This is a genomic window from Labrys monachus (genome assembly GCF_030814655.1).
Classification (GTDB): Bacteria; Pseudomonadota; Alphaproteobacteria; order Rhizobiales; family Labraceae; genus Labrys; species Labrys monacha.
Genome location: NZ_JAUSVK010000001.1, coordinates 6,570,950 through 6,591,268 on the forward strand (window position 1 = coordinate 6,570,950; position 20,319 = coordinate 6,591,268).

The window sequence follows — 20,319 nt, forward strand, 5'->3', positions numbered from 1 at the left end:
GCGACCGCGAGCTTCAGGCCGCCCTGCGCGAAGACGCCGCTCACGCGGGAAGCCCGGCGATCTGCTGCTGCAGGAAGCGGGCGACGTCGGAGGCCTCGCCGGCGGCAAGCCCATGCGTCACCAGCGGGCCGTCGAAGCCGGCATGGGCGAGGCATTTGAGGTAGTGGTCGTAATCGAGCACGCCGGTGCCGGCGGTGGCGAAGCGCCCCCGCGCGTCGCGGTCCTTGGCATGGGCGAGGGCGATGCGGTCGGCCAGCAAAGCGATGCCGGCGGCGACGATGCGGCGCTGGGCGTCCAGCGGCTCGGATTCGAACAGATTGGCAGGGTCGAGCACGATTTTGAGCCGCGGACTGTTGACCTCGTCGATCAGGCTGCGGGCCTTGGCGGCGGAATTCACGACATTGGCGAGTTCCGGCTCGATGCCGAGATCGACGTCGTGCTCGTCCGCCACGGCGACGGCGACCGTCATGGCGTCGAGCAGGTCGCCCCAGGCCTGCGGCGCCTCGTTGTCGGGATGGGCGCGCCACTGATCGTCGGGATCGCGCGTGCCGGTGCACAGCGTGAGGAGGCGCGTGCCCATCCGATGGGCCGAGCCGGCGATCACCCGGAGCGATTCGTGTCCCCGCGCGCGGACGGCCGGGTCGGGATGGATCATGTTGTAGGTCGCGGAGACCGCGACGACGGCGATGCCGTGCTCGATGGCGGCGGCCCGCACCGCATCGGCAGCCTGGTCGGGAATCGCCGACGGCATGGAGGCGAGGCCCGAGCACGCCATGTTGTACTGCACGGCCTGGTAGCCGGCGAGCCGGGCGGCGTTCATCACCGCATCCGGCATGGTCCCGCTGAAGGTCTTGGCGAAGATGCCGAGCTGCATCACAGGTCTCCCGAGACATCCGCCAGGCGGACGGGCCGGCCGGCCTCGGCGGAGCGGGCGATGGCGATCATCGCCCGGACCGAGGCGGCGCCGTCCTCGATGTCCGCGCCCCGCATCGGCGCGCCGTCGAGGACGACGCTGGCGAAGCCTTCGAGCTGGCGGCGGTAGAAATGGCCGTCCGCGCCGAGGACGCGCGTCGTCACGGCGTCCTTCTCGCGGAAGATGTCGACCTCGCTGGTCTTGTAGTACCAGGGATTATAGGTCTTGCCGACCACGCTGCCATTCTCGCCATAGATCTGGAAGCCCTCGTGCCAGTCCATGCGCACGGCGACGGTGAGATCGAGATGGCCGAGCGCGCCGTCGGCGAAGGCGACGTCGACGAACCAGCAGCGCGCGCCGAAGCGTTCCAGGAAGCGCGCCTCGACTTCCACGATCTCGCCGCCGAAATAGCGGGCGGTGTCGACGAGGTGGCTGCCATGGGCGAGCATGTAATAGCGCTCGAGGTCGGCCTTCGGGTCGCCGGCCGGCTTGCGGGCCCGGCTGCTGGTCACGATCAGGGGCTGGACGGCGTCCGTCATGGGGTAGCGGTGGGTCGAATCGCAATACCAGGCCTTGAGGGCGAGCATCCGGCCCATTTCGGCGTCGATGAAGTCCCTGGCGGCCTCCAGCCCTGCGTCGAAGCGCTTCATATGGCCGACCTGCAGCACCTTGCCGCTGGCGGCGACGGCGCGGCGCAGCGTCTCGATCTCCTCGACGCCGGTGCCGATCGGCTTTTCGCACAGGACGTGCTTGCCGGCCTCCAGCGCGGCGATCGAGGCCGGCACGTGGAAGGCGTCGGAGGTGGCGACGATCACGGCGTCGAGCTCGGGGTCCGCCAGCATGGCGGCGTAGTCGGAAAAGGTCCGCTCGGGCTTGTGCGTCCAGGCCATGCGCTCCAGCAGATCCGGCGCGACGTCGCAGATGGCATGGAGATCGGCGTTGCGCGCCTTGGTGCAGCTCTCGAAATGGGCGGCCTGGGCGATCGGCCCGCACCCGAGCACGCCGACCTTCAGGCGGCGGTCATCCTTCTTCGGCAAGGCGGATTCTCCTTTTCGACGTCTATTTATTTACTATCTAAATTAATTGTGGCAAGTCTTTTGTTGCCCAGGATGGAGTTGGCCATGAGCATGAGGAATCCGGCGCGTCCCCCGCCCGCCCATAGACAGGCACCTGAGATCGAGGCCATCGGCACGACGCCTCAGGCCGCCTGACACTCCCGAAGTCCGCTCCATGGCCGACCAGACCTTCGCCCGCTACGTCAATGAACGGCGCATCCTCACGCAGCTGCGCCTGCAGGGGGCGATGCCGCGCGCCGAACTCGCCCGCCGCCTGTCGCTGACGCCGGCCACGATCACCAACCTCGTCGACAACCTCATCGCCGGCGCCCTCGTCGTCGAGCAGCGCGCCGTGCGGGACGACGGCGCACGGCGCGACGTCGGCCGGCCCGGCGTCGCCATCGCGCTCAATCCGGGCGGGGGCTGCTTCCTCGGCGCCGAGATCGGCGTCGGCGTGGTGCGATTCGCGCTGGTCGACCTTGCCCTCGGCGTGGTGGACACGCACACCGCCGCTCTCGCCAGCACCGTGACCCCTGCTGCCGCCGCCGGGATCATCGCCGGCCATGTCCGCGATCTCGAACGGCGCGATCGCCTGGGGGCGGGCCTGCGCTCGGTCGGCATCACCGTGCCCGGCCTGGTGCGCGCGGACGGCTTCGTCGTGCATCTGCCCATCCTGGGCTGGAAGGAGCAGAACCTGAAGGCGCTGGCCGAGACGGCGCTGGGCCTGCCGGTCTTCGTCGAGAACAACGCCAATGCCGCCGCCTTCGGCGAGGTCTACACCCAGCCCGGACTGCAGGCCGACACCATCATCTACCTCAAGCTCGGGACCGGCTGCGGCGGCGCCGCCATCGTCAACGGCCGGCTGCTCCGGGGCGCCAGCGGCACCGGCAGCGAGTTCGGCCATATGCGCATCCACGGCGCCGGCATCCGCTGCTCCTGCGGGCAGCGGGGGTGCCTGGAAACCTTCGTCAACATCGCCGCGCTCGACCGGGCCTACAGGCCGGGCCAGGCCTTCGGCGTCGACGGCCTGTCCGCCCTGCCGGCGACGGTGGCCGCGGCTGCATCGGCGGGAGACCGCAGCGCCGGCGCGGCGATGGACGCGATCGCCGGCGATCTCGCCTTGGGCCTCGTCTCGCTGGTCAACATCTTCAACCCCAGCACGATCGTGCTCGGCGGCTCGATGCGGCCGGTGCTCGCCGCCCGGCTCGCCGCCATCGGCGACACGGTCGGCGCCGGCATCCTGCCCGGCATGCTCCGGCCGGCGATCCGCCTGTCGACGCTCGGCGCGATGGAATGCGCGGTCGGCGCCGCCACCATCGCCCATCACCAGGCGCTGGACGTCTCGAACATCGAGATCGGCACATAGCCGCGCGGAGGGCCGCCTTGCGCCGGCCTCACAGGCGGGCGCCGGCACGCCCCCTCACGACACGTCTTCTTCCACCCGCGTCTGGGCGATCTGCCCGATGCCGCCATTGAGGTGCCGGGCCGCCGCGTAGCCCAGCGTCGCCGAGGCGAGGCAGAGCAGCACGGACATGGCGACGTTGGCGAGCGCCCGCTCCGGCGCGCCCTGGCGCAGCAGGTCGAGCGTCTGCAGGCTGAAGGAGGAGAAGGTGGTGAAGCCGCCGCAGATGCCGACCATGAAGAAGAGCCGCCAGGTCTCCGGCAGCGGATGACGCCCGCTGATCACCGTCAGGGTGCCGAAGAAGGTGATGGCGAAGGAGCCGGCAATGTTGATGACGATGGTTCCCCACGGCATGGACTGGCTGTAGGGCGCCATCCACATGCCGACCCAGTAGCGGGCGACGGTGCCGAGCGCGCCGCCGAGCGCGATCCAGAATGTGGTCAACAGGGAGCCGGGCATGGAGCCTCCGAGGCATGGGAGCGAAAGGGTTTCCCGGAACGGCCGGTTGCCGGCCGGCGGTCCCAGGCTTGTCCGGGCGCTTCGGAGGGGGAGATCGATACGAACGCCCGCCGGCGCGAAGCACCTGGCAGGAGTCATCAGCCTTGCGGCGGTTTCGGGGAACTCCATCCCCATCAGGCCCGTCGTTTCTACAGCGGCCCGGCGGGAGGCGTCAATCGCCGCTGCCGGTCAAAGCCGGTAGAAGCGGGTCGCATTGCCGCGATAGAGCCTTTCGATCTCGTCCCGCGAGGCCCCCGCGCAGACGCGGTCGACGATGCCGACCCAGTGCGCATAGCGGATCGCGTGCTCGGAGACCGGCCAGTCGCCGCCGAACATCACGCGCTCGAAGCCGAAGCAGTCGATGGCGTGGCGGATATAGGGGCTGATCTGTTCCTCGGTCCAGGCGGCGTGGTCGGCCTCGGTCGCGACGCCCGAGATCTTGCATTCGACGTTGGGCTCCTGCGCCAGGGCCTTGAGGTCGCTCGCCCACGGCTCGAACAGATGGGCCTTGATGCCGGGCTTGGCGATATGGTCCATGACGAAGCGCACCTCCGGGCAGGCCCGGACGAGCGCGATCGCATCCTTCAGCTGCGGGTGGAAGATGCACAGGTCGAAGGACAGGCCGAAACGCGGGAGAAGCCTGACGCCTTCGACGAAGGAGGGCTGAAGGGCCCAGCCGGGCGAATCGACATATTTCTGCAGCAGCCAGCGTATGCCCCGGACATGCGGCAGGGCGGCGAGCGCCTCCAGGTCGCCCTCGACGGCGGCGCCCTTGTGGAGCGGAGCGCAGGCGACCATGCCCCTCAGGCGCTTGTCGCCGCCGATCTCGGCCTCGACCCAGCGCGCCTCGTCGACATGGCCGCCTTCGGCCGCGTCGACTTCGACGAAGACGACGCCGTCGACCTCGACGCCGGCCGTCAGGCGCTCGAACTCGGCAAGGCCGTGGGGCTTGTTGAGGAGCGGGTCGTGCCGCATCCAGTCGAAGCGGATGGCGGCGGGGTCATAGAGGTGGACATGGGCGTCGATGATGGGGAAATCGGGCATTTTCAGCTCCCTGTGGCGCGTTGCCGGCGCTTGGCGGTCCTACCGCTACGACGAGCGCGCGGCTGTTGAAAAGGGGGGAGCGCGCGAAGGGGCCGGGTCGCCCCCGAGGCCGGCGGCGACGGCCGCGGGCATGGCGCCCGCCGGCGGCAGGGAACCGGAGGACGGCGCATCCCGGCCGCATGGCCCGGACGGAACTCTTATAGTGGCGCCATACTGCATGAATATTTATCAAAATTTCCGCTACTTGCATAATAAACGTGCGGCGCCGGTCCGAGAAAGCAATTTTCCGACCTTCAATTTGCGTCTAAAATCTATTCTTGTCCCTGTTCCCGGAATTTCGGATCGAACGCTTGAGCATGAACATCGCGCCGCCCGACCATAGAGACGAGCTGCAATTTATATTGGACGACGTCTATCGGCGCGGGCTGGATCAACGCGACGGTGCGCTCGCCGATTATATTCCGGAGCTGGCGCGGGTCGAGCCGGAATCTTTCGGCATCGCGATCGCGACCGCCAAGGGCAAGGTGTACGCCGTCGGCGACGCGGAGGTGGCGTTCACGATCCAGTCGGTGTCGAAGGCGTTCGGCTACTGTCTCGCCATCGAGCAGATCGGCCGGGCCCAGGTGCTGCAGCGCGTCGGCGTCGAGCCGAGCGGCGATGCCTTCAACGCCATCGAGTTCGATCCCCATACGCGCCGCCCCTATAATCCGATGGTGAATGCGGGCGCCATCACGGTGGCCGGCATTCTCCACGACCGGTTCGGCGATGGCGCCTTCGATTTCATGATGGACCGCTTCTCGCGCGCCGCCGGGCGGCCGCTCGGCTTCGACGAGAAGGTCTACCGCTCCGAATCGGAGACCGGGCACAGGAACCGGGCGATCGCCCATCTGCTGCTAGCCGGCGGCATCATCTCGGAAGCGGTCGAGGCGATCGTCGATCTCTATTTCCGGCAGTGCTCGATCCTGGTGACAGCGGTCGACCTCGCCCGCATGGGCGCGACGCTCGCCAATATGGGCGAGAACCCGATGACCGGCGACCAGGTCTTCGAGCTGCAGGCCGTGCGGGATACCCAGGCCGTGATGTTCTCCTGCGGCATGTACGACTATTCCGGCAATTGGATCTACGACATCGGCATTCCCGCCAAGAGCGGCGTCGGCGGCGGCATCGTCGGCGTGGTCAACCGCCAGCTCGGCATCGGCACCTATTCGCCGCGCCTCGACCGCAAGGGCAATTCGGTGCGCGGGGTCGCCGCCGTCGCCGCGCTCTCGGACGAGCTCGGGCTGCACGCTTTCGACTGCACCAATGTGGGGTCGTCCCTGCTCGGCCGCTTCATCACCTGACCGGCGGGTCACTGCACGGATGCCGATCGGGACGAGCCGGGCAGGCTGGACGATGAGTTCCGCCGGGTTCTAGGCCACTTTCAGCACGAGGATCAGCGCGTAGCTGATGGCGCCGAGGCCCAGCAAGGAGAGGATCACCGTCGAGGTGACGCGCGGGCCGGCCTTGGCGACGGCGCGGATGTCGACTGTGAGGCCGAGGGCCGCCATCGAGAGGATGGTGAGGGTGTTGGCGGCGGAGGCGATCGGCTCCAGCGAGGCCTGCGGCAGCAGGCCGAAGGAGCGCAGCGCCATCATCACCAGGAAGCCGACGATGAACCAGGGCACGATCTGCCCGAGGGAGGGGCGGGCGCGCACGCTGCCGGCCGCCGCGTCGGCCGCATGCGCCAGCTTGCGCTGGCCCTCGCCGATGAGGGCGAGCACGAGGATGACCGGGCCGAGCATGAGCACGCGGGTGAGCTTGACGAGCGTGCCGATCTGCACGCTGAGGGCGGCGACCGGCGCGGTGGCGGCGAGGACCTGGGGCACGGCATAGACCGTGAGGCCGGCGAGCACGCCATATTGTCCCGCCGACAGGCCGAGCGCCGGCACCAGCAGCGGCAGGCCGATCACCGCGGCGACGCCGAGGACGGCGGTGAAGGCGATCGAGGCCGCCACGTCCTTGCCGTCGGCGCCGATCACCGGCGCGGCGGCGGCGATGGCGGAGTTGCCGCAGATCGAGTTGCCGCAGGCGACGAGGAGCGCCATGCGATAGGGCAGGCCGAGGCCGCGGCCGATGCCGAAGCTGAACAGGATCGAGGTCGCCACCACGCCGAAGATGCCGAGGATCAGGGCCGGGCCGGCATCGGCGATGGCCGCGGCGCTGACGGAGGCGCCGAGGAGGACGACGGCGACCTCCAGCAGCGTCTTGGCCCCGAAGGTGATGCCGTGGCTGAAGCGGGCCGCCGGGCTGGCGAAGGTGCGGATCAGCGCGCCGATGAGGATGGCGAGCACCAGCGCCTCCAGCCACGCCTTGCCGAAGATACGGGCCTCGACGAGCTGGGCCGCCATCGCCAGGGCGGTGACGACGATGCACAGGCCCAAGCCGGGGACGATGTCGCGAAGCCTGCCGCTCATGCCGCTCATACCACTCATGTCGCACCTTTCGATCCGCTCTGTTTTCGGCCGAAATCGCTGTTCAATCCATTTCGAAATATCGTAGGTTTCGTTCGATCCAATCGAACGGTTCCGGCATGACCCTCGAACAGCTGCGCATCTTCGTCACCGTCGCCGAGCATGAACACCTCACCCGGGCCGCCGGCATGCTGCATCTGACGCCCTCGGCCGTGAGTTCGGCGGTCCGGGTGCTGGAGGAGCGCTACGGTGCGACCTTGTTCCACCGCGTAGGCCGGCGCATCGAGCTGACCGATGCCGCCCGCGAGTTCCTTCCGGCGGCGCGCGCCACCCTGGCTTCGGCCAAGGCGGCGGAACTGGCGCTGTCGGAGCTCGGCGCCGGCCTGCGTGGCTCGCTCACGGTGCAGGCGAGCCAGACCATCGCGAGCTATTGGGTGGTGCCGTTCCTGGCGCGCTATCACGACGTCCATCCGGCCATCGACCTCAGGCTGGAGATCGGCAACACCCAGAGCGTGGCGCAGGCGGTGCTGGAGGGGGAGGCCGATATCGGCTTCATCGAGGGCGCCATCGACGAGCCGGCGCTGTCGTCGCGGGTGGTGGCGCATGACCGGCTGATCGTGGTGGTGGCGCCCGGCCATGCCTGGGCCGACGGCCGCGAGATCCGCGCCTACGACATCGCCACGGCGCGCTGGATCATGCGCGAGGCGGGCTCCGGCACGCGCTCCGCCTTCGAGAGCGCGCTCACGGCGCGCGGCGTCGACGCCGCCGCCCTCAACGTCGCGCTGGTGCTGCCCTCGAACGAGGCGGTGCGCTCGGCGGTGCGCGCCGGGCCCTACGCCACCGTGATGTCGGAGCTCGTCGCCGGGCCGGACCTGCAGGCGGGCCGCCTCGTCCGCGTCGGCTTCGACATGCCGCCGCGCGCCTTCCGCCTGCTGCGCCACAAGGAACGCTACCGCACGAAGGCCTCGATCATGCTTGAGATGGCGATCACGCAGGAGGGCGGGTGAGGCGCCGACCGGGAGACGGCATGTCCCGGGGGGCCGCGCCGCGTGCCTCCGGCCGGCCGTCGAGCGATGCCAGCAGCCGGTCGAGCTTGCCGATCGTCTGCTCCTCCTCGAGCGGCGTGTAGGCGACGAGCTTCATGTCGGGCTGCTCGGCGACGGCCAGGCTGGTATATTCGAACACCATGCGTCCGGCGCCCGGGTGGTCGATGCGCTTGTGGCCGCCGAAGGGCCGCAGCACCTCCTGCTTCGGCCACCAGGCGCGGAATTCCCGGCTCGCCGCCTTCAGGATGGCGATGAGCCGCTCGAAATCCGGATCGCCGGCATAGCGGACGCTGTCGGCCCGGAACATGGCGAGCGAGGCCGGCGCCAGCCCGTCCCAATCCACCATCCTCCGGCGGTGGTCCGGGTCGGCGAACACCATATGCATGATATTGCGTGCATCGCCGTCGAGCCGTTCATAGTCGCCGAACACGGCGACCGCCGCCCGGTTCCAGGCCAGGACGTCCCAGCGGCGGCCGAGCACATAGGCCGGCTGGCCCCGCATGCTGTCGAGCATGCGCAGGAGCGGCACCGGCACGATTTCCGGCCCGGAGCGGCGCGTTTCGGGCGGTGCCCGGTCATCGAGCAGGAACAGATGCCGTGTCTCGGTCGGGTCGAGCCGCAGCGCCTTGGCGAGCGCCGACAGCACCTCGCGCGACGGGCGCACGTCCCGCCCCTGTTCGAGCCATGTGTACCAGGTGGTGCCGACGCCCGCGAGCAGCGCCACCTCTTCGCGCCGCAGGCCCGGCGTGCGCCGCCGCAGCCCCGGCGGCAAGCCGACATCCTCCGGCGCCAGCCTTTCGCGGCGGCTGCGCAGGAACGCCGCAAAGGCGCGGCGGCGATTGTCGTGCGTGGCGGGCCGGGTGTCCATGATGCCGATGATAGTAGTGCCAGTACCAGGATAACGCCAGTTCTGTTTGCGCCTTTTCCGCCATGCGAGGGTCCGTTCCGCGACGACGGCGGCCGACAAAAACATCTTTGTCGGCCTCCCCGATCGCGCAATCCTGAAAGGACGTCACCATGTCACCACAGCACACCGTCATCGCCGGCGGCTCGTCCGGCATCGGCCTCGCCACTGCGGAAATGCTCCTCGATGCCGGCCACCGGGTCAGCGTCACCGGCCGCCGCGTCGAGCGGCTGCACGAGGCCGCGACGCGGCTCGGCGGCCGGGCGCAGGCCGTCGCCATGGATGCGGCGGACCCGGACGGCGTGAGGCGCGCCTTCGAGGGCATCGGTCCCTTCGATCATCTCGTGCTGGCGCTCGGGTCCGCCAAGGGAGCGGGGCCGTTCGCATCGGTCGACCTCGGCGAGGTGCGGCAGGGCTTCGCGGAGAAGGTCTTTCCGCATTTCGCCACGGCGCAGGCGGCGCTGCCCCTGCTTGCGGCGGGCGGCAGCATCACCTTCGTCGCCGCCGTCACCGCCCATGCGGCGATGCCGGGAACCGCCGGCATCGGCGCGGCCAATGCGGCCGTCGCGGCGCTGGTGCCGATCCTCGCCGCCGAGCTCAAGCCGGTCAGGGTCAATGGCGTGTCGCCCGGGGTGATCGACACGCCGTGGTGGGATTTCCTCGCCGCCGACGTCAAGGCATCCGTCTTCGCCGATTATGCCGCGAAGACGCCGGTCGGCCGGGTCGGCACAGCCGACGACGTCGCGCGGACCATCGCCTTCCTCATCGCCAACAGCTTCATGTCGGGCGCGGTGATCGTCTGCGACGGCGGCCTGCGGCTCGGCGGCTGAGCGCGCGCCGGCAGGCCTCGCCGGGCCGGTCCGGGCGGGGTCCGGCCGCCGTCAGTCGCCTTCGCCCGGGAAGCGGTACACCACGTCCGCGAAGCGATCGGTGGGGAAGACGTAGAATATCCTGAGGAGGGCGGCCGAATCGTTGCGCAGGGAATGTTCGGCATCGCCGGGGATGAAGGCGGCCGTGCCGGCGGAGATCCTCGTCTCCACGCCGTCGATCGTCAGGATGCCCGTCCCTTCGGCGACGAAGTAGATTTCGGCCTGCCGATGCCGGTGCGGCTCGAGGATGCCGCCGGCCGGGGAAAGCTCCATGATGCCGGCGCTCATGGCCGATGTCGGCGTCCTGTCGGCGCAGAACAGCGTGAACCAGGAGGCATTGCCCCGCGAGGCGTCGTCCCAGCCCTCCCGCTCGCGCTGGGCGGTCCCGGCAATGACGGCTTGCGATGTCACGTTCCCAGGCATTGGCGGGCTCCTCTTTGGCGGTGGCCTGCCTAGAAGCCCGTTTCGGGCCCGGAGTCCACGAAAATGCGCGGCGGGCGGCGCGTCCGGCACGCCGGAGGGCACACCCCGTGTATTCCCGCCCGCTTTGGGTTATGAGGGAAGAAATCCAGGGGCTCCGGCAAGGTGATGGCTGACGCGACGATGCCCGCACGAAGGCGTTTCAAAGCGAGCCTGATGCGGTTGCCGTGGCGGCGCATCTTGCTCGGCATCCTCCTCCTGTGCGCGATTCCCTTCGCGCTCACGCTCGTCTATGCGGTGGTGCCGCCGGTTTCCGTGCCGATGCTCGAGCGCTATGCCGCCGGCCAGCCGGTCGACCGGCGCTGGACGGCGCTGCAGGACATCGCGCCTGTCGCCCGCTTCTCGGTGATGGCGTCCGAAGACGGCCGCTTCTGCCGTCATTGGGGCGTCGATATCGACGCGATCTCGCTGGTGCTGGAGCAAAGCGGCGACGAAGGCCCCTCGCGCGGGGCCTCGACCATCGCCATGCAGACGGCCAAGAACCTCTATCTGTGGCCGCTGCCGACGCTCGTCCGCAAGGTCTTCGAAATTCCGCTGGCGCTGTGGATCAACCTCGTCTGGCAGAAGCGGCGCACGCTCGAAGTCTATCTCAACATCGCCGAATGGGGCGACGGCCTCTACGGCATCGAGGCCGCCTCGCAGCATTATTTCCGCAAGCCCGCCAGCCGCCTCAATCCGCGCGAGGCGGCGCTGCTGGCGGTGGCGCTGCCCAATCCGATCCGCCGGGACGCCGGCTCGCCCAGCCGGCGCCTGCGCAACCTCGCGGCCCTGATCGTCCACCGCGCCCGCAACTCGGCGGGCTATTTCGATTGCGTGAAGTGAGGAGCGGCCAACGTCCCCTGGCCCCCCGGAATTCGGCCGGACACGAGCACGGGCCGGGCCGTCGGGATCGTCCCTGCCCGTGCTTCTCCAGCCGGCCGCCGCCTCCGGTTCTGCAAGGAAAGTCCGCATGCCCGGGACGAGCCCGGCAAGACAAAGGCCGCGCTTTTCTTGACCAACCTCTTGGCCGAGTGCGTGAAGAGCCGGCCGCCGGAGGGCACTCCCGGCCGCCGGCCCGGATAAATAATGACTCCAGCCCCTTTCTTCCCCTGTCCTCTTCCTGTATAGGCTGCGCCTTCAATCGAAGATGTCATCGGCCTGCCGTGACCAGCACGGCATCCGCACGCCACGAAGAAGAAAACCATGGCTGTTCCGAAGCGAAAAACCTCCCGTATGAAGCGCGGCTTCCGTCGTTCCGCCGATGCGCTCAAGGCCCCGACCTATGTCGAGGACAAGGATTCGGGCGAATTGCGCCGTCCGCATCATGTCGATCTGAAGACCGGCATGTATCGCGGTCGCCAGATCCTCACGCAGAAGTCGGACGCCTGAGACCGGGCCCGGACCTTCGCGTGCCGCCTGATCCGGGCCGGCTCGACGCCGGCCCTTTTCATTGGGCGGAGCGGTTCACTCGAGAATCGTGACAAACGGGGCAAATGATCGCCGGGGGGCATGCGTTTTCCAATCCCTTTTCGCCATTTGCCTCATGTTGCGTCTGCAAAGTCTGTGTGTTAGGTGAGCGCACGCATTGCGGGGGTGGGGCTTGCCTCGGCCTTGCGGGCAGAAGAAATTCAACATATCCGTCAAGGAGTTGGTCGTTTGAGCGGTAGAATCCCGCTTGACCGGCGGATTTCCTCGGGACGGCTTCAGCAGAGAGACGCGCGGTGGCAGGGGTAGAACCGATCGTATCCGGCATGGCAGGCCGCTATGCCCTGGCCTTGTTCGAGCTCGCCAGCGAGTCCGACGCCATCGATGCCGTCATCGCCGATCTCGGCCGCTTCACCGGGCTCGTCGAGGAGAGTCCGGATCTCCAGCGCCTCGTCCGCAGCCCGGTGTTCTCCTCCGAGGAGCAGACCAGAGCGATCATCGCCATCCTCGACCGCGCCGGCATCGGCGGGCTCGCTGCCAATTTCCTCAAGCTCGCCGCCCATAACCGCCGCCTGTTCGCGGTGGGCGAGATGATTCGGGCCTTCAACGCCCTGGCCGCCAAGGCCCGCGGCCTGGTGAGCGCCGAGGTCACGGTCGCCCAGCTGCTCTCCGACGAAAATCTCGACGTCCTCAAGAACTCGCTGAAGACGGCGACCGGCAAGGACGTCACCCTCAATGTGAAGGTCGATCCGGGCCTGATCGGCGGGCTGATCGTGAAGATCGGCAGCCGCATGATCGACGCCTCGCTGAAGACCAAACTCCAATCGATCAAGATCGCCATGAAAGAGGTCGGCTGATGGACATCCGCGCCGCAGAAATTTCCGCTATTCTGAAGGACCAGATCAAGAATTTCGGCCAGGAAGCTGAAGTTTCCGAAGTCGGCCAGGTCCTCTCCGTCGGTGACGGCATCGCCCGCGTCTACGGCCTCGACAACGTCCAGGCCGGCGAAATGGTCGAGTTCCCGGGCGGTGTCCGCGGCATGGCGCTGAACCTCGAGACCGACAATGTCGGTATCGTGCTCTTCGGCTCCGACCGCGAGATCTCCGAGGGCGACACCGTCAAGCGGACCGGCGACATCGTCGACGTGCCCGTGGGCAAGGGCCTGCTGGGCCGCGTCGTCGACGCGCTCGGCAACCCGATCGACGGCAAGGGTCCGATCGTTTCGGACCGGCGCGCCCGCGTCGACGTCAAGGCGCCCGGCATCATTCCGCGCAAGTCGGTGAACGAGCCGATGGCGACGGGCCTCAAGGCGATCGACGCCCTGATCCCGATCGGCCGCGGCCAGCGCGAGCTGATCATCGGTGACCGCCAGACCGGCAAGACCGCCGTGGCGCTCGACACCATCCTCAACCAGAAGCCGCTGAACCAGGGCGACGACGAGGGCAAGAAGCTCTATTGCGTCTATGTCGCCGTCGGCCAGAAGCGCTCGACCGTCGCGCAGTTCGTGAAGGTCCTGGAAGAGAACGGCGCCCTCGACTATTCCATCGTCGTCGCCGCCACCGCCTCCGATCCGGCGCCGATGCAGTTCCTGGCGCCCTTCGCCGGCTGCGCCATGGGCGAATATTTCCGCGACAACGGCATGCACGCCGTGATCATCTATGACGACCTTTCCAAGCAGGCCGTCGCCTATCGCCAGATGTCGCTGCTGCTGCGCCGCCCGCCGGGCCGCGAAGCCTATCCGGGCGACGTGTTCTATCTCCATTCCCGCCTGCTCGAGCGCGCCGCCAAGATGGGCAAGGCCGCCGGCCTCGGCTCGCTGACGGCGCTGCCGGTCATCGAAACCCAGGCCAACGACGTGTCGGCCTACATCCCGACCAACGTGATCTCGATCACCGACGGCCAGATCTTCCTCGAGACCGACCTGTTCTACCAGGGCATCCGCCCGGCCGTGAACGTAGGCCTCTCAGTGTCGCGCGTCGGCTCGTCGGCGCAGACCCCGGCCATGAAGGCGGTTGCCGGCAAGATCAAGGGCGAGCTCGCCCAGTATCGCGAAATGGCCGCCTTCGCCCAGTTCGGCTCCGACCTCGACGCCTCGACGCAGCGTCTGCTCGCCCGCGGCGCCCGCCTGACCGAACTCCTCAAGCAGGCGCAGTTCTCGCCGCTGAAGATGGAAGAGCAGGTCGTGGTGATCTATGCCGGCGTCAACGGCTATCTCGACAAGATCGAGGTCAGCAAGGTGAAGGCCTTCGAGACCGGGCTTCTCGCCAAGCTCCGGGCTGAAGGGACCATCCTCGAATCGATCCGTACCTCGGCGTCGCTGGGCGGCAAGGACTTCAAGGCTCTGTGGGCCGACGTGGAGCCCAAGCTCAAGGGACAGGTCGAGGCTTTCGCCAAGACCTTCGCCTGATCGTTCTGTTCTTGCTGGAAAGGCGGAGCGATGCCCTCGCTTAAGGACCTGAGAAACCGCATTGCCTCGGTGAAGGCGACGCAGAAGATCACCAAGGCCATGCAGATGGTCGCGGCCGCCAAGCTGCGCCGCGCCCAGATGGCGGCCGAGGCGGCGCGTCCCTATGCCGAGCGCATCGACAATGTGCTGGCGAACCTCGCCGGCTCGATCGCCGATCCGCGCCAGGCCCCGCCGCTGCTGGCCGGCACCGGCCGCGACCAGACCCATCTCCTCGTGGTCTGCACCGGCGAGCGCGGCCTGTGCGGGGCGTTCAACACCTCGATCGCCCGCCTCGCCCGCGAGCACGCCTTGGCGCTGATCGGCGCCGGCAAGACCGTCAAGATCCTCTGCGTCGGCCGCAAGGGCTTCGACGTGCTCAAGCGCCAGTTCGAGAAGCAGATCATCGATCTCGTCGAGTTCCGCAGCGTGCGCACGCTGGGCTTCGAGAACGCCGACCTGGTGGGGCAGAAGATCCGCAAGCTCTATGCCGAGGGCGGCTTCGACGTCTGCACCCTCTTCTATTCGACCTTCCGATCGGTCATCCAGCAGATCCCGACCGCCAAGCGCCTGATCCCGGCCGAAATTCCGGAAGTGAAGGCCGGCGACCAGCGCATCGCCTACGATTACGAGCCGGACGAGGGCGCGATCCTGGCCGAACTCCTGCCGCGCAACATCTCGGTGCAGGTGCTGCGGGCGCTGCTCGAGAACAACGCCTCTTTCTACGGCTCTCAGATGAGCGCCATGGACAATGCCACGCGCAATGCCGGCGAGATGATCAAGAAGCAGACGATCACCTACAACCGCACGCGGCAGGCGATGATCACCAAGGAACTCATCGAGATCATTTCGGGTGCGGAAGCACTCTGAGGCTAGCCAGGGAGAATCGTGATGTCCTACGTGACTTCAGCAACCACCAAGGGCGGCCGCGAAGGCCGCGCGATCCTCGACAATGGCGGGCTGGCTCTCGCCATGGCGTTCCCGAAGGAACTCGGCGGCAATGGCGAAGGCCATAATCCCGAGCAGCTCTTCGCCCTCGGCTATTCGGCCTGCTACGGCCAGGCGATCGTCGCCCTCGGCCGCAAGCACGGCCTCGACGGCTCGACCGCCAAGATCACCTGCCAGGTGACCTTGTCCAAGGACGATGTCAGCTTCGCCCTCGCGGTCGAGCTGAAGGTCCATGTGCCGGGCGCCGACCACGACAAGGTCAAGGCCCTCGTCGAAGAAGCCCACCAGATCTGCCCCTATTCCCGGGCGACCCGCAACAACGTGCCCGTCACGCTGACGGTCGTCTGATCGAACGAATTCCAAGGAGAAACCCATGGCCACCCCGACCGGACGCGTCTCGCAGGTCATCGGCGCCGTTGTCGACGTGCAGTTCGACGGTCACCTGCCCGAGATCCTGAACGCGCTTGAGACCACCAACAACGGTCAGCGCCTCGTGCTGGAGGTCGCCCAGCATCTCGGCGAGTCGACCGTGCGCTGCATCGCCATGGACGTCTCCGAAGGCCTGGTGCGTGGCCAGCCCGTGACCGACACCGGCGCGCCGATCCAGGTTCCGGTCGGCATCGCCACGCTCGGCCGCATCATGAACGTCATCGGCGAGCCGATCGACGAGGCCGGTCCGGTCAACGGCGAGGGCCTGCGCCCGATCCATGCGCCGGCGCCGAGCTATGCCGAGCAGTCCACCGACGCCCAGATCCTCGTCACCGGCATCAAGGTCGTCGACCTGCTCGCCCCCTACGCCAAGGGCGGCAAGATCGGCCTGTTCGGCGGCGCCGGCGTCGGCAAGACCGTGCTCATCCAGGAACTGATCAACAACGTCGCCAAGACCCATGGCGGCTATTCGGTGTTCGCCGGCGTCGGCGAGCGCACCCGCGAGGGCAACGACCTCTATCACGAGTTCATCGAATCGGGCGTCAACGCCGATCCGCATGACGCCAGCTCGGACGTGAAGTCGAAATGCGCGCTGGTGTTCGGCCAGATGAACGAGCCGCCGGGCGCCCGCGCCCGCGTCGCGCTGACCGGCCTCACCGTCGCCGAGCATTTCCGCGACCAGGGCCAGGACGTGCTGTTCTTCGTCGACAACATCTTCCGCTTCACACAGGCGGGTTCGGAAGTGTCGGCGCTGCTCGGCCGCATTCCTTCGGCCGTGGGCTACCAGCCGACGCTCGCCACCGACATGGGCGCGCTGCAGGAGCGCATCACCACCACCACCAAGGGCTCGATCACCTCGGTGCAGGCGATCTACGTGCCGGCCGACGACCTGACCGACCCGGCGCCCGCCACCTCCTTCGCCCATCTCGACGCCACCACCGTGCTGTCGCGCTCGATCGCGGAAAAGGGCATCTATCCGGCGGTCGACCCGCTCGACTCGACCTCGCGCATGCTCTCCCCGGCGGTGGTCGGCGAGGAGCATTATGCGGTGGCCCGCCAGGTGCAGCAGATCCTGCAGCGCTACAAGGCCCTGCAGGACATCATCGCCATCCTCGGCATGGACGAACTGTCCGAAGAGGACAAGCTGACGGTGGCGCGCGCCCGCAAGATCGAGCGCTTCCTGTCGCAGCCCTTCGACGTCGCCCAGGTGTTCACCGGCTCGCCGGGCGTGCAGGTTCCGATCGAAGACACGGTCAAGGGCTTCAAGGGCATCGCCGACGGCAAGTATGACCATCTGCCGGAAGCCGCCTTCTACATGGTGGGCACCATCGAGCAGGCGGTCGAGAAGGGCAAGCGCCTGGCCGCCGAGGCTGCGTGACGCCATGCCTCGCCGCCCTCCCTCGCCGCCCTCCCTCGCGGGGGAGGGCCGGAGCGGGGCTTGCATAGCCGACCCGGCCCGGCATGCCGGGCCGGCCCTCCCTTCGGAGGGTGAAGTTTCAACCTGGGGCCGAATCGCTCCGGATTTCAGGGATCGTCCCGATGGCCAGCTTCCAATTCGAACTCGTCACGCCTGAGAAGCTGCTGTTCTCCGGCCCCGTCGAATCCGTCGTCGTACCCGGCACCGAAGGCGACTTCGAAGTGCTGGCCATGCATGCGCCGGTGATGTCGACCATCCGCCCCGGCGTGATCGTGGTCCGCGAGACGCCGAACGGCGCGCCGCGCCGGCTGTTCGTGCGCGGCGGCTTTGCCGATGTGAGCCCGCTCGGCCTCACCATCCTCGCCGAGCAGGCCATCGCGATCGAGGACCTCACGGCCGACAGGCTCCGGACCGAGGTCACGGTCGCCGAGCAGGAAGCCAGCACGGCGACCGGCGACGTCGCCAAGGCGACCGCCGAGATGAAGGTCGGCCAGATGCGCGAGCTGCAGCGCGCCCTCGCCTGAACGGGCGATCCGCCCCAAAGGCGCCAAGACAAGGCGATCTTGACCCCGTAACGGTTCAGGATTTGTCATTGCCGGGCTTGTCCCGGCAACCCAGCCGGGCCGCAAGCGTTACGCCGCACGAAATCTGGATACCCGGCACAAGCCCGGCTATGACAAAGCCGCGCCTCTTCTTGTTGCGGCGTATGGGGGATCTGCGCCCGCGCCGAGGGCGGCAAAGCCCGCGTGGGCGCCCCCCCCCCGCCGTCGAGGACGACGCAGGCGCCGAGCTGAATTTCGTCGATGTCGCGATGATGCCGCGGGCGTCAGTCGCCATCGAGAAGGGCGAGCAGCTGGCGGAGGACGACCTCCGAGCCGAACTCGCGCCCGACGCGCTTGCGGCCGGCCCGGCCGAGGCGATCGGCCAGCGCGGGATCGTCATGCAGCCTGACGATGGCGTCGGCGAGCCCCTCGGTATCCTTTTCCTCGACCAGAAGGCCGTCCGTTCCGTGGCGGACGAGATGCGCCGGCGCCCCCGCCGCGAAGGCGATGACCGGGCGCCCCTGCGCCCAGGCTTCGATGATGGTTCGCCCGAAGGTCTCGGGCCCGCCATGGTCGGAGACCGACGTCACCAGCACGGCGCGGCAGGCCGCCAGCAGGGCCGACGCATCCGCCACATGGTCGTGAAGCGCCAGCGTCGGCAGAGCGCCGACATTCTCCCGGTGCCGGAGGATCTCCCGGTATAGTTCGGGGATCGGCCGGTGGCCGTAGGATGCGATGCGGATGGCGGGACGGCGCTTGCGCACCAGCGCGGCGGCCTCCGCGAGATGGCGGTGGCCCTTGAAGCCGTTGACGGTCGCCAGGTGCAGGAACGCGGCGTCCGCCGCGAGCGGGCGGGGTTCCGCCTCGGGAAGGTCGACGGGGTTGGGCAGGACGCGGGCGCGGAGCGGCCCGTCCGGCCGCAGGAAACGGCCGATATAATCCGGTTTTTCGAGGACGCAGCGGTCCGGCGCGAGAAGCGTGGCGCGGGGAAGGGCGGCGAGGAGCGCCTCGTAATCCCGCCACTGGAAATCATGGACGCAGAAGAAGGCGTGCCTGTCTATTTGCGGCACCCTGCCGGCGACATGCGAGAGGATGCGCAGGGAATCCAGAGTGTTGGCGAAGATGGCCGAAGGACGCAACGCCAGATAGCGCGGGATCAGGATCCGCCCGGCCTCCCGCACGAAGCTGTCCCGGGCGGCGTCGACGGCGTGAATCTCCAGATTGGCCGGCGGGAGCTCCCTCAATCTCGCCAGATGATAGGGATTGGCCGCAAGGATGACGACCCGGCGCGTCCGGAGGATGCGCGGCAGCAGGATTTCGATGTTCCTCTCCGCTCCGCCATAGCCGCCCGCGACGGAAAGAATGAACAGAGGGCGTCGGGACGGGGAGGCCTGCGGCTGCAATGTCTTGACCTGTGGAATCGCCGGACGTGCGCCCGGCTCGGCCGGGGATGGCCTATCCGTCCGGCCGGAGCGCCGCAAGCAGCGATCGGGCGACGTCGGCCGTCACGCGGCGCTTGTATCTCTCATGCACGATCTGGCCATTGTGGAAAACCTTGTGCTCGACATAAAGCATGCCGCCGTCCCAGCGCAGGACGTTGTCGGTCTCCGTCGTCTCGATGACATTCAGGCCCGGTACGAATTGTCCATCCGTGGTCCCTTCGCGCATGCCGGCGTCCTCCTTCGATGATTTTCTGTCGGCGCGCGGGCGCGAGAGCCCGCGGCGGCCGCAGCGATGCAGCATGCCCGATCGGACCGCCGCTTGAAAAGGCCTTCTTCCCGGCTTTCGCGAGCGTTCCGTCCTTGACTGATTGAACGTTCAAAATATTGTGCATCCATGTCCAGCGTCACCCGCCCCTCCGGCACGCGCCCCGTCAGACTGCGCCGCGTCGACGCCGTCGACGTCCGTCGCCGTCAGCTGATCGAGGCGACGATCGAGGCGATCGCCGATGTCGGCTTCAACGCCACCACGATCGCCGAGATCGCGCGCCGTGCCGATGTCTCGACCGGGCTGGTCTCCTTCCATTTCGGCGACAAGGATGGGCTGCTGGAGGCGACATTGCGCCACCTCGCCCGTGAGCTGTCGCGTTCGGCAGCAACCCGCATGCGCGCGGCGTCCTCGCCGCGGGAGCGCGTGCAGGCGGTCATCGACACCAATCTCGGTGCCAACCAGTTCGAGCGCGGCATCGGCACGGTATGGCTCGCCTTCTGGGGACAGGTGCCGCACTCGCCCCGCTTCGCCCGCGTCCAGCGGGCCTATCAGCGCCGCATCGCCGCCAATCTGAGCTACGCGCTGCGCCCGATCCTGCCGGTGGCTGCCGCCCGTGCGCTCGCCGAGACCATCGCGGCGATGATCGACGGGCTCTGGCTGCGGGCCACGCTCGCCGGCGATGCCGACGGCTGCCAGGCCCGCCTGGTGGCGGGCACCTTCGTCGACAACCAGTTCATGCTGCTCGGCCCCGGCCGATAGCCCAGG

Annotated in this window: 22 protein-coding genes and 1 riboswitch; of the genes, 13 read left to right on the forward strand and 9 right to left on the reverse strand. The window is 68.3% G+C overall.

Annotated features, from left to right (window positions below; genetic code table 11):
• Positions 1–40: 40 nt before the first annotated feature.
• Positions 41–874, reverse strand: a complete 834-nt coding sequence (locus J3R73_RS29940) for a sugar phosphate isomerase/epimerase family protein (protein WP_307436162.1) — start codon at positions 872–874, stop codon at positions 41–43.
• Positions 874–1,950 (reverse strand): Gfo/Idh/MocA family protein, encoded by a 1,077-nt coding sequence (locus tag J3R73_RS29945; protein ID WP_307436164.1) that lies wholly within the window; start codon positions 1,948–1,950, stop codon positions 874–876. The genes J3R73_RS29940 and J3R73_RS29945 overlap by 1 nt, the downstream gene beginning before the upstream one ends.
• Positions 1,951–2,143: 193 nt before the next feature.
• Here J3R73_RS29945 and J3R73_RS29950 point away from each other — a divergent pair, with 193 nt between their 5' ends.
• The gene (locus J3R73_RS29950) at positions 2,144–3,334 is read left to right on the forward strand and encodes an ROK family transcriptional regulator (protein ID WP_307436167.1); all 1,191 of its coding nucleotides are present in this window, start codon (positions 2,144–2,146) and stop codon (positions 3,332–3,334) included.
• Between the two features lie 54 nt (positions 3,335–3,388).
• On the opposite strand, the gene crcB is transcribed toward J3R73_RS29950, so the two are convergent.
• Positions 3,389–3,829, reverse strand: coding sequence for a fluoride efflux transporter CrcB (crcB, locus tag J3R73_RS29955; protein ID WP_307436169.1), 441 nt, complete (start codon positions 3,827–3,829; stop codon positions 3,389–3,391).
• A 121-nt stretch (positions 3,830–3,950) separates the two neighbouring features.
• A riboswitch (Fluoride riboswitch) is annotated at positions 3,951–4,010 on the reverse strand.
• Positions 4,011–4,057: 47 nt separating this feature from the next.
• Positions 4,058–4,912, reverse strand: coding sequence for an amidohydrolase family protein (locus tag J3R73_RS29960; protein WP_307436171.1), 855 nt, complete (start codon positions 4,910–4,912; stop codon positions 4,058–4,060).
• 356 nt (positions 4,913–5,268) lie between these two features.
• On the opposite strand from J3R73_RS29960, the gene glsA reads away from it, so the two are divergent.
• Positions 5,269–6,252: a glutaminase A gene (gene glsA, locus J3R73_RS29965; RefSeq protein ID WP_307437805.1), complete on the forward strand. Its 984-nt coding sequence runs from the start codon at positions 5,269–5,271 to the stop codon at positions 6,250–6,252.
• 69 nt (positions 6,253–6,321) lie between these two features.
• On the opposite strand, the gene J3R73_RS29970 is transcribed toward glsA, so the two are convergent.
• Positions 6,322–7,383, reverse strand: coding sequence for a YeiH family protein (locus tag J3R73_RS29970; protein ID WP_370880050.1), 1,062 nt, complete (start codon positions 7,381–7,383; stop codon positions 6,322–6,324).
• 98 nt (positions 7,384–7,481) lie between these two features.
• Here J3R73_RS29970 and J3R73_RS29975 point away from each other — a divergent pair, with 98 nt between their 5' ends.
• Positions 7,482–8,369 carry a LysR family transcriptional regulator gene (locus tag J3R73_RS29975; RefSeq protein WP_307436173.1) on the forward strand — a complete coding sequence of 296 codons (888 nt, stop codon included), beginning with the start codon at positions 7,482–7,484 and terminating at the stop codon, positions 8,367–8,369.
• Here the strand turns inward: J3R73_RS29975 and J3R73_RS29980 are convergent.
• Positions 8,350–9,276, reverse strand: coding sequence for a helix-turn-helix transcriptional regulator (locus J3R73_RS29980; protein ID WP_307436175.1), 927 nt, complete (start codon positions 9,274–9,276; stop codon positions 8,350–8,352). The two genes, J3R73_RS29975 and J3R73_RS29980, sit on opposite strands and share 20 nt — an antisense overlap.
• Before the next feature lie 149 nt (positions 9,277–9,425).
• On the opposite strand from J3R73_RS29980, the gene J3R73_RS29985 reads away from it, so the two are divergent.
• On the forward strand, positions 9,426–10,142 hold the full coding sequence (locus tag J3R73_RS29985) for an SDR family oxidoreductase (protein WP_307436178.1): 717 nt from the start codon (positions 9,426–9,428) through the stop codon (positions 10,140–10,142).
• 51 nt (positions 10,143–10,193) lie between these two features.
• Here J3R73_RS29985 and J3R73_RS29990 read toward each other — a convergent pair whose 3' ends face one another.
• Complete coding sequence (locus J3R73_RS29990; protein WP_307436179.1) at positions 10,194–10,604, reverse strand: cupin domain-containing protein; 411 nt, start codon at positions 10,602–10,604, stop codon at positions 10,194–10,196.
• A 237-nt stretch (positions 10,605–10,841) separates the two neighbouring features.
• Between J3R73_RS29990 and J3R73_RS29995 the strand changes: the two genes are divergently transcribed.
• The 8 genes from J3R73_RS29995 (at position 10,842) to J3R73_RS30030 (ending at position 17,826) form a co-directional block, all read left to right on the forward strand.
• The gene (locus J3R73_RS29995; protein WP_307436180.1) at positions 10,842–11,483 is read left to right on the forward strand and encodes a transglycosylase domain-containing protein; all 642 of its coding nucleotides are present in this window, start codon (positions 10,842–10,844) and stop codon (positions 11,481–11,483) included.
• 360 nt (positions 11,484–11,843) lie between these two features.
• Entirely contained in the window at positions 11,844–12,029 is a 186-nt protein-coding gene (rpmF, locus tag J3R73_RS30000) for a 50S ribosomal protein L32 (protein WP_068294749.1), read from the forward strand.
• 332 nt (positions 12,030–12,361) lie between these two features.
• Positions 12,362–12,922: a F0F1 ATP synthase subunit delta gene (locus J3R73_RS30005; RefSeq protein WP_307436188.1), complete on the forward strand. Its 561-nt coding sequence runs from the start codon at positions 12,362–12,364 to the stop codon at positions 12,920–12,922.
• Complete coding sequence (gene atpA, locus J3R73_RS30010) at positions 12,922–14,472, forward strand: F0F1 ATP synthase subunit alpha (RefSeq protein WP_307436193.1); 1,551 nt, start codon at positions 12,922–12,924, stop codon at positions 14,470–14,472. Before J3R73_RS30005 ends, atpA begins: the two co-directional genes overlap by 1 nt.
• 30 nt (positions 14,473–14,502) lie before the next feature.
• A complete protein-coding gene (locus J3R73_RS30015) occupies positions 14,503–15,378 on the forward strand; it encodes a F0F1 ATP synthase subunit gamma (RefSeq protein ID WP_307436197.1) in 876 nt (291 codons plus the stop codon).
• A gap of 21 nt (positions 15,379–15,399) precedes the next feature.
• Positions 15,400–15,804 (forward strand): organic hydroperoxide resistance protein, encoded by a 405-nt coding sequence (locus tag J3R73_RS30020; protein ID WP_307436200.1) that lies wholly within the window; start codon positions 15,400–15,402, stop codon positions 15,802–15,804.
• 25 nt (positions 15,805–15,829) lie between these two features.
• Positions 15,830–17,263: a F0F1 ATP synthase subunit beta gene (gene atpD / locus J3R73_RS30025; RefSeq protein ID WP_307436203.1), complete on the forward strand. Its 1,434-nt coding sequence runs from the start codon at positions 15,830–15,832 to the stop codon at positions 17,261–17,263.
• 161 nt (positions 17,264–17,424) lie between these two features.
• Positions 17,425–17,826: a F0F1 ATP synthase subunit epsilon gene (locus J3R73_RS30030; RefSeq protein ID WP_307436206.1), complete on the forward strand. Its 402-nt coding sequence runs from the start codon at positions 17,425–17,427 to the stop codon at positions 17,824–17,826.
• 302 nt (positions 17,827–18,128) lie between these two features.
• On the opposite strand, the gene J3R73_RS30035 is transcribed toward J3R73_RS30030, so the two are convergent.
• Together J3R73_RS30035 and J3R73_RS30040 are read right to left on the reverse strand one after the other, a co-directional pair.
• Complete coding sequence (locus J3R73_RS30035; RefSeq protein ID WP_307436207.1) at positions 18,129–19,247, reverse strand: glycosyltransferase family 4 protein; 1,119 nt, start codon at positions 19,245–19,247, stop codon at positions 18,129–18,131.
• 52 nt (positions 19,248–19,299) lie between these two features.
• Entirely contained in the window at positions 19,300–19,512 is a 213-nt protein-coding gene (locus J3R73_RS30040; RefSeq protein WP_307436208.1) for a hypothetical protein, read from the reverse strand.
• 168 nt (positions 19,513–19,680) lie between these two features.
• Between J3R73_RS30040 and betI the strand changes: the two genes are divergently transcribed.
• Positions 19,681–20,313, forward strand: coding sequence for a transcriptional regulator BetI (gene betI / locus J3R73_RS30045; RefSeq protein WP_307436211.1), 633 nt, complete (start codon positions 19,681–19,683; stop codon positions 20,311–20,313).
• Positions 20,314–20,319 lie beyond the last annotated feature (6 nt).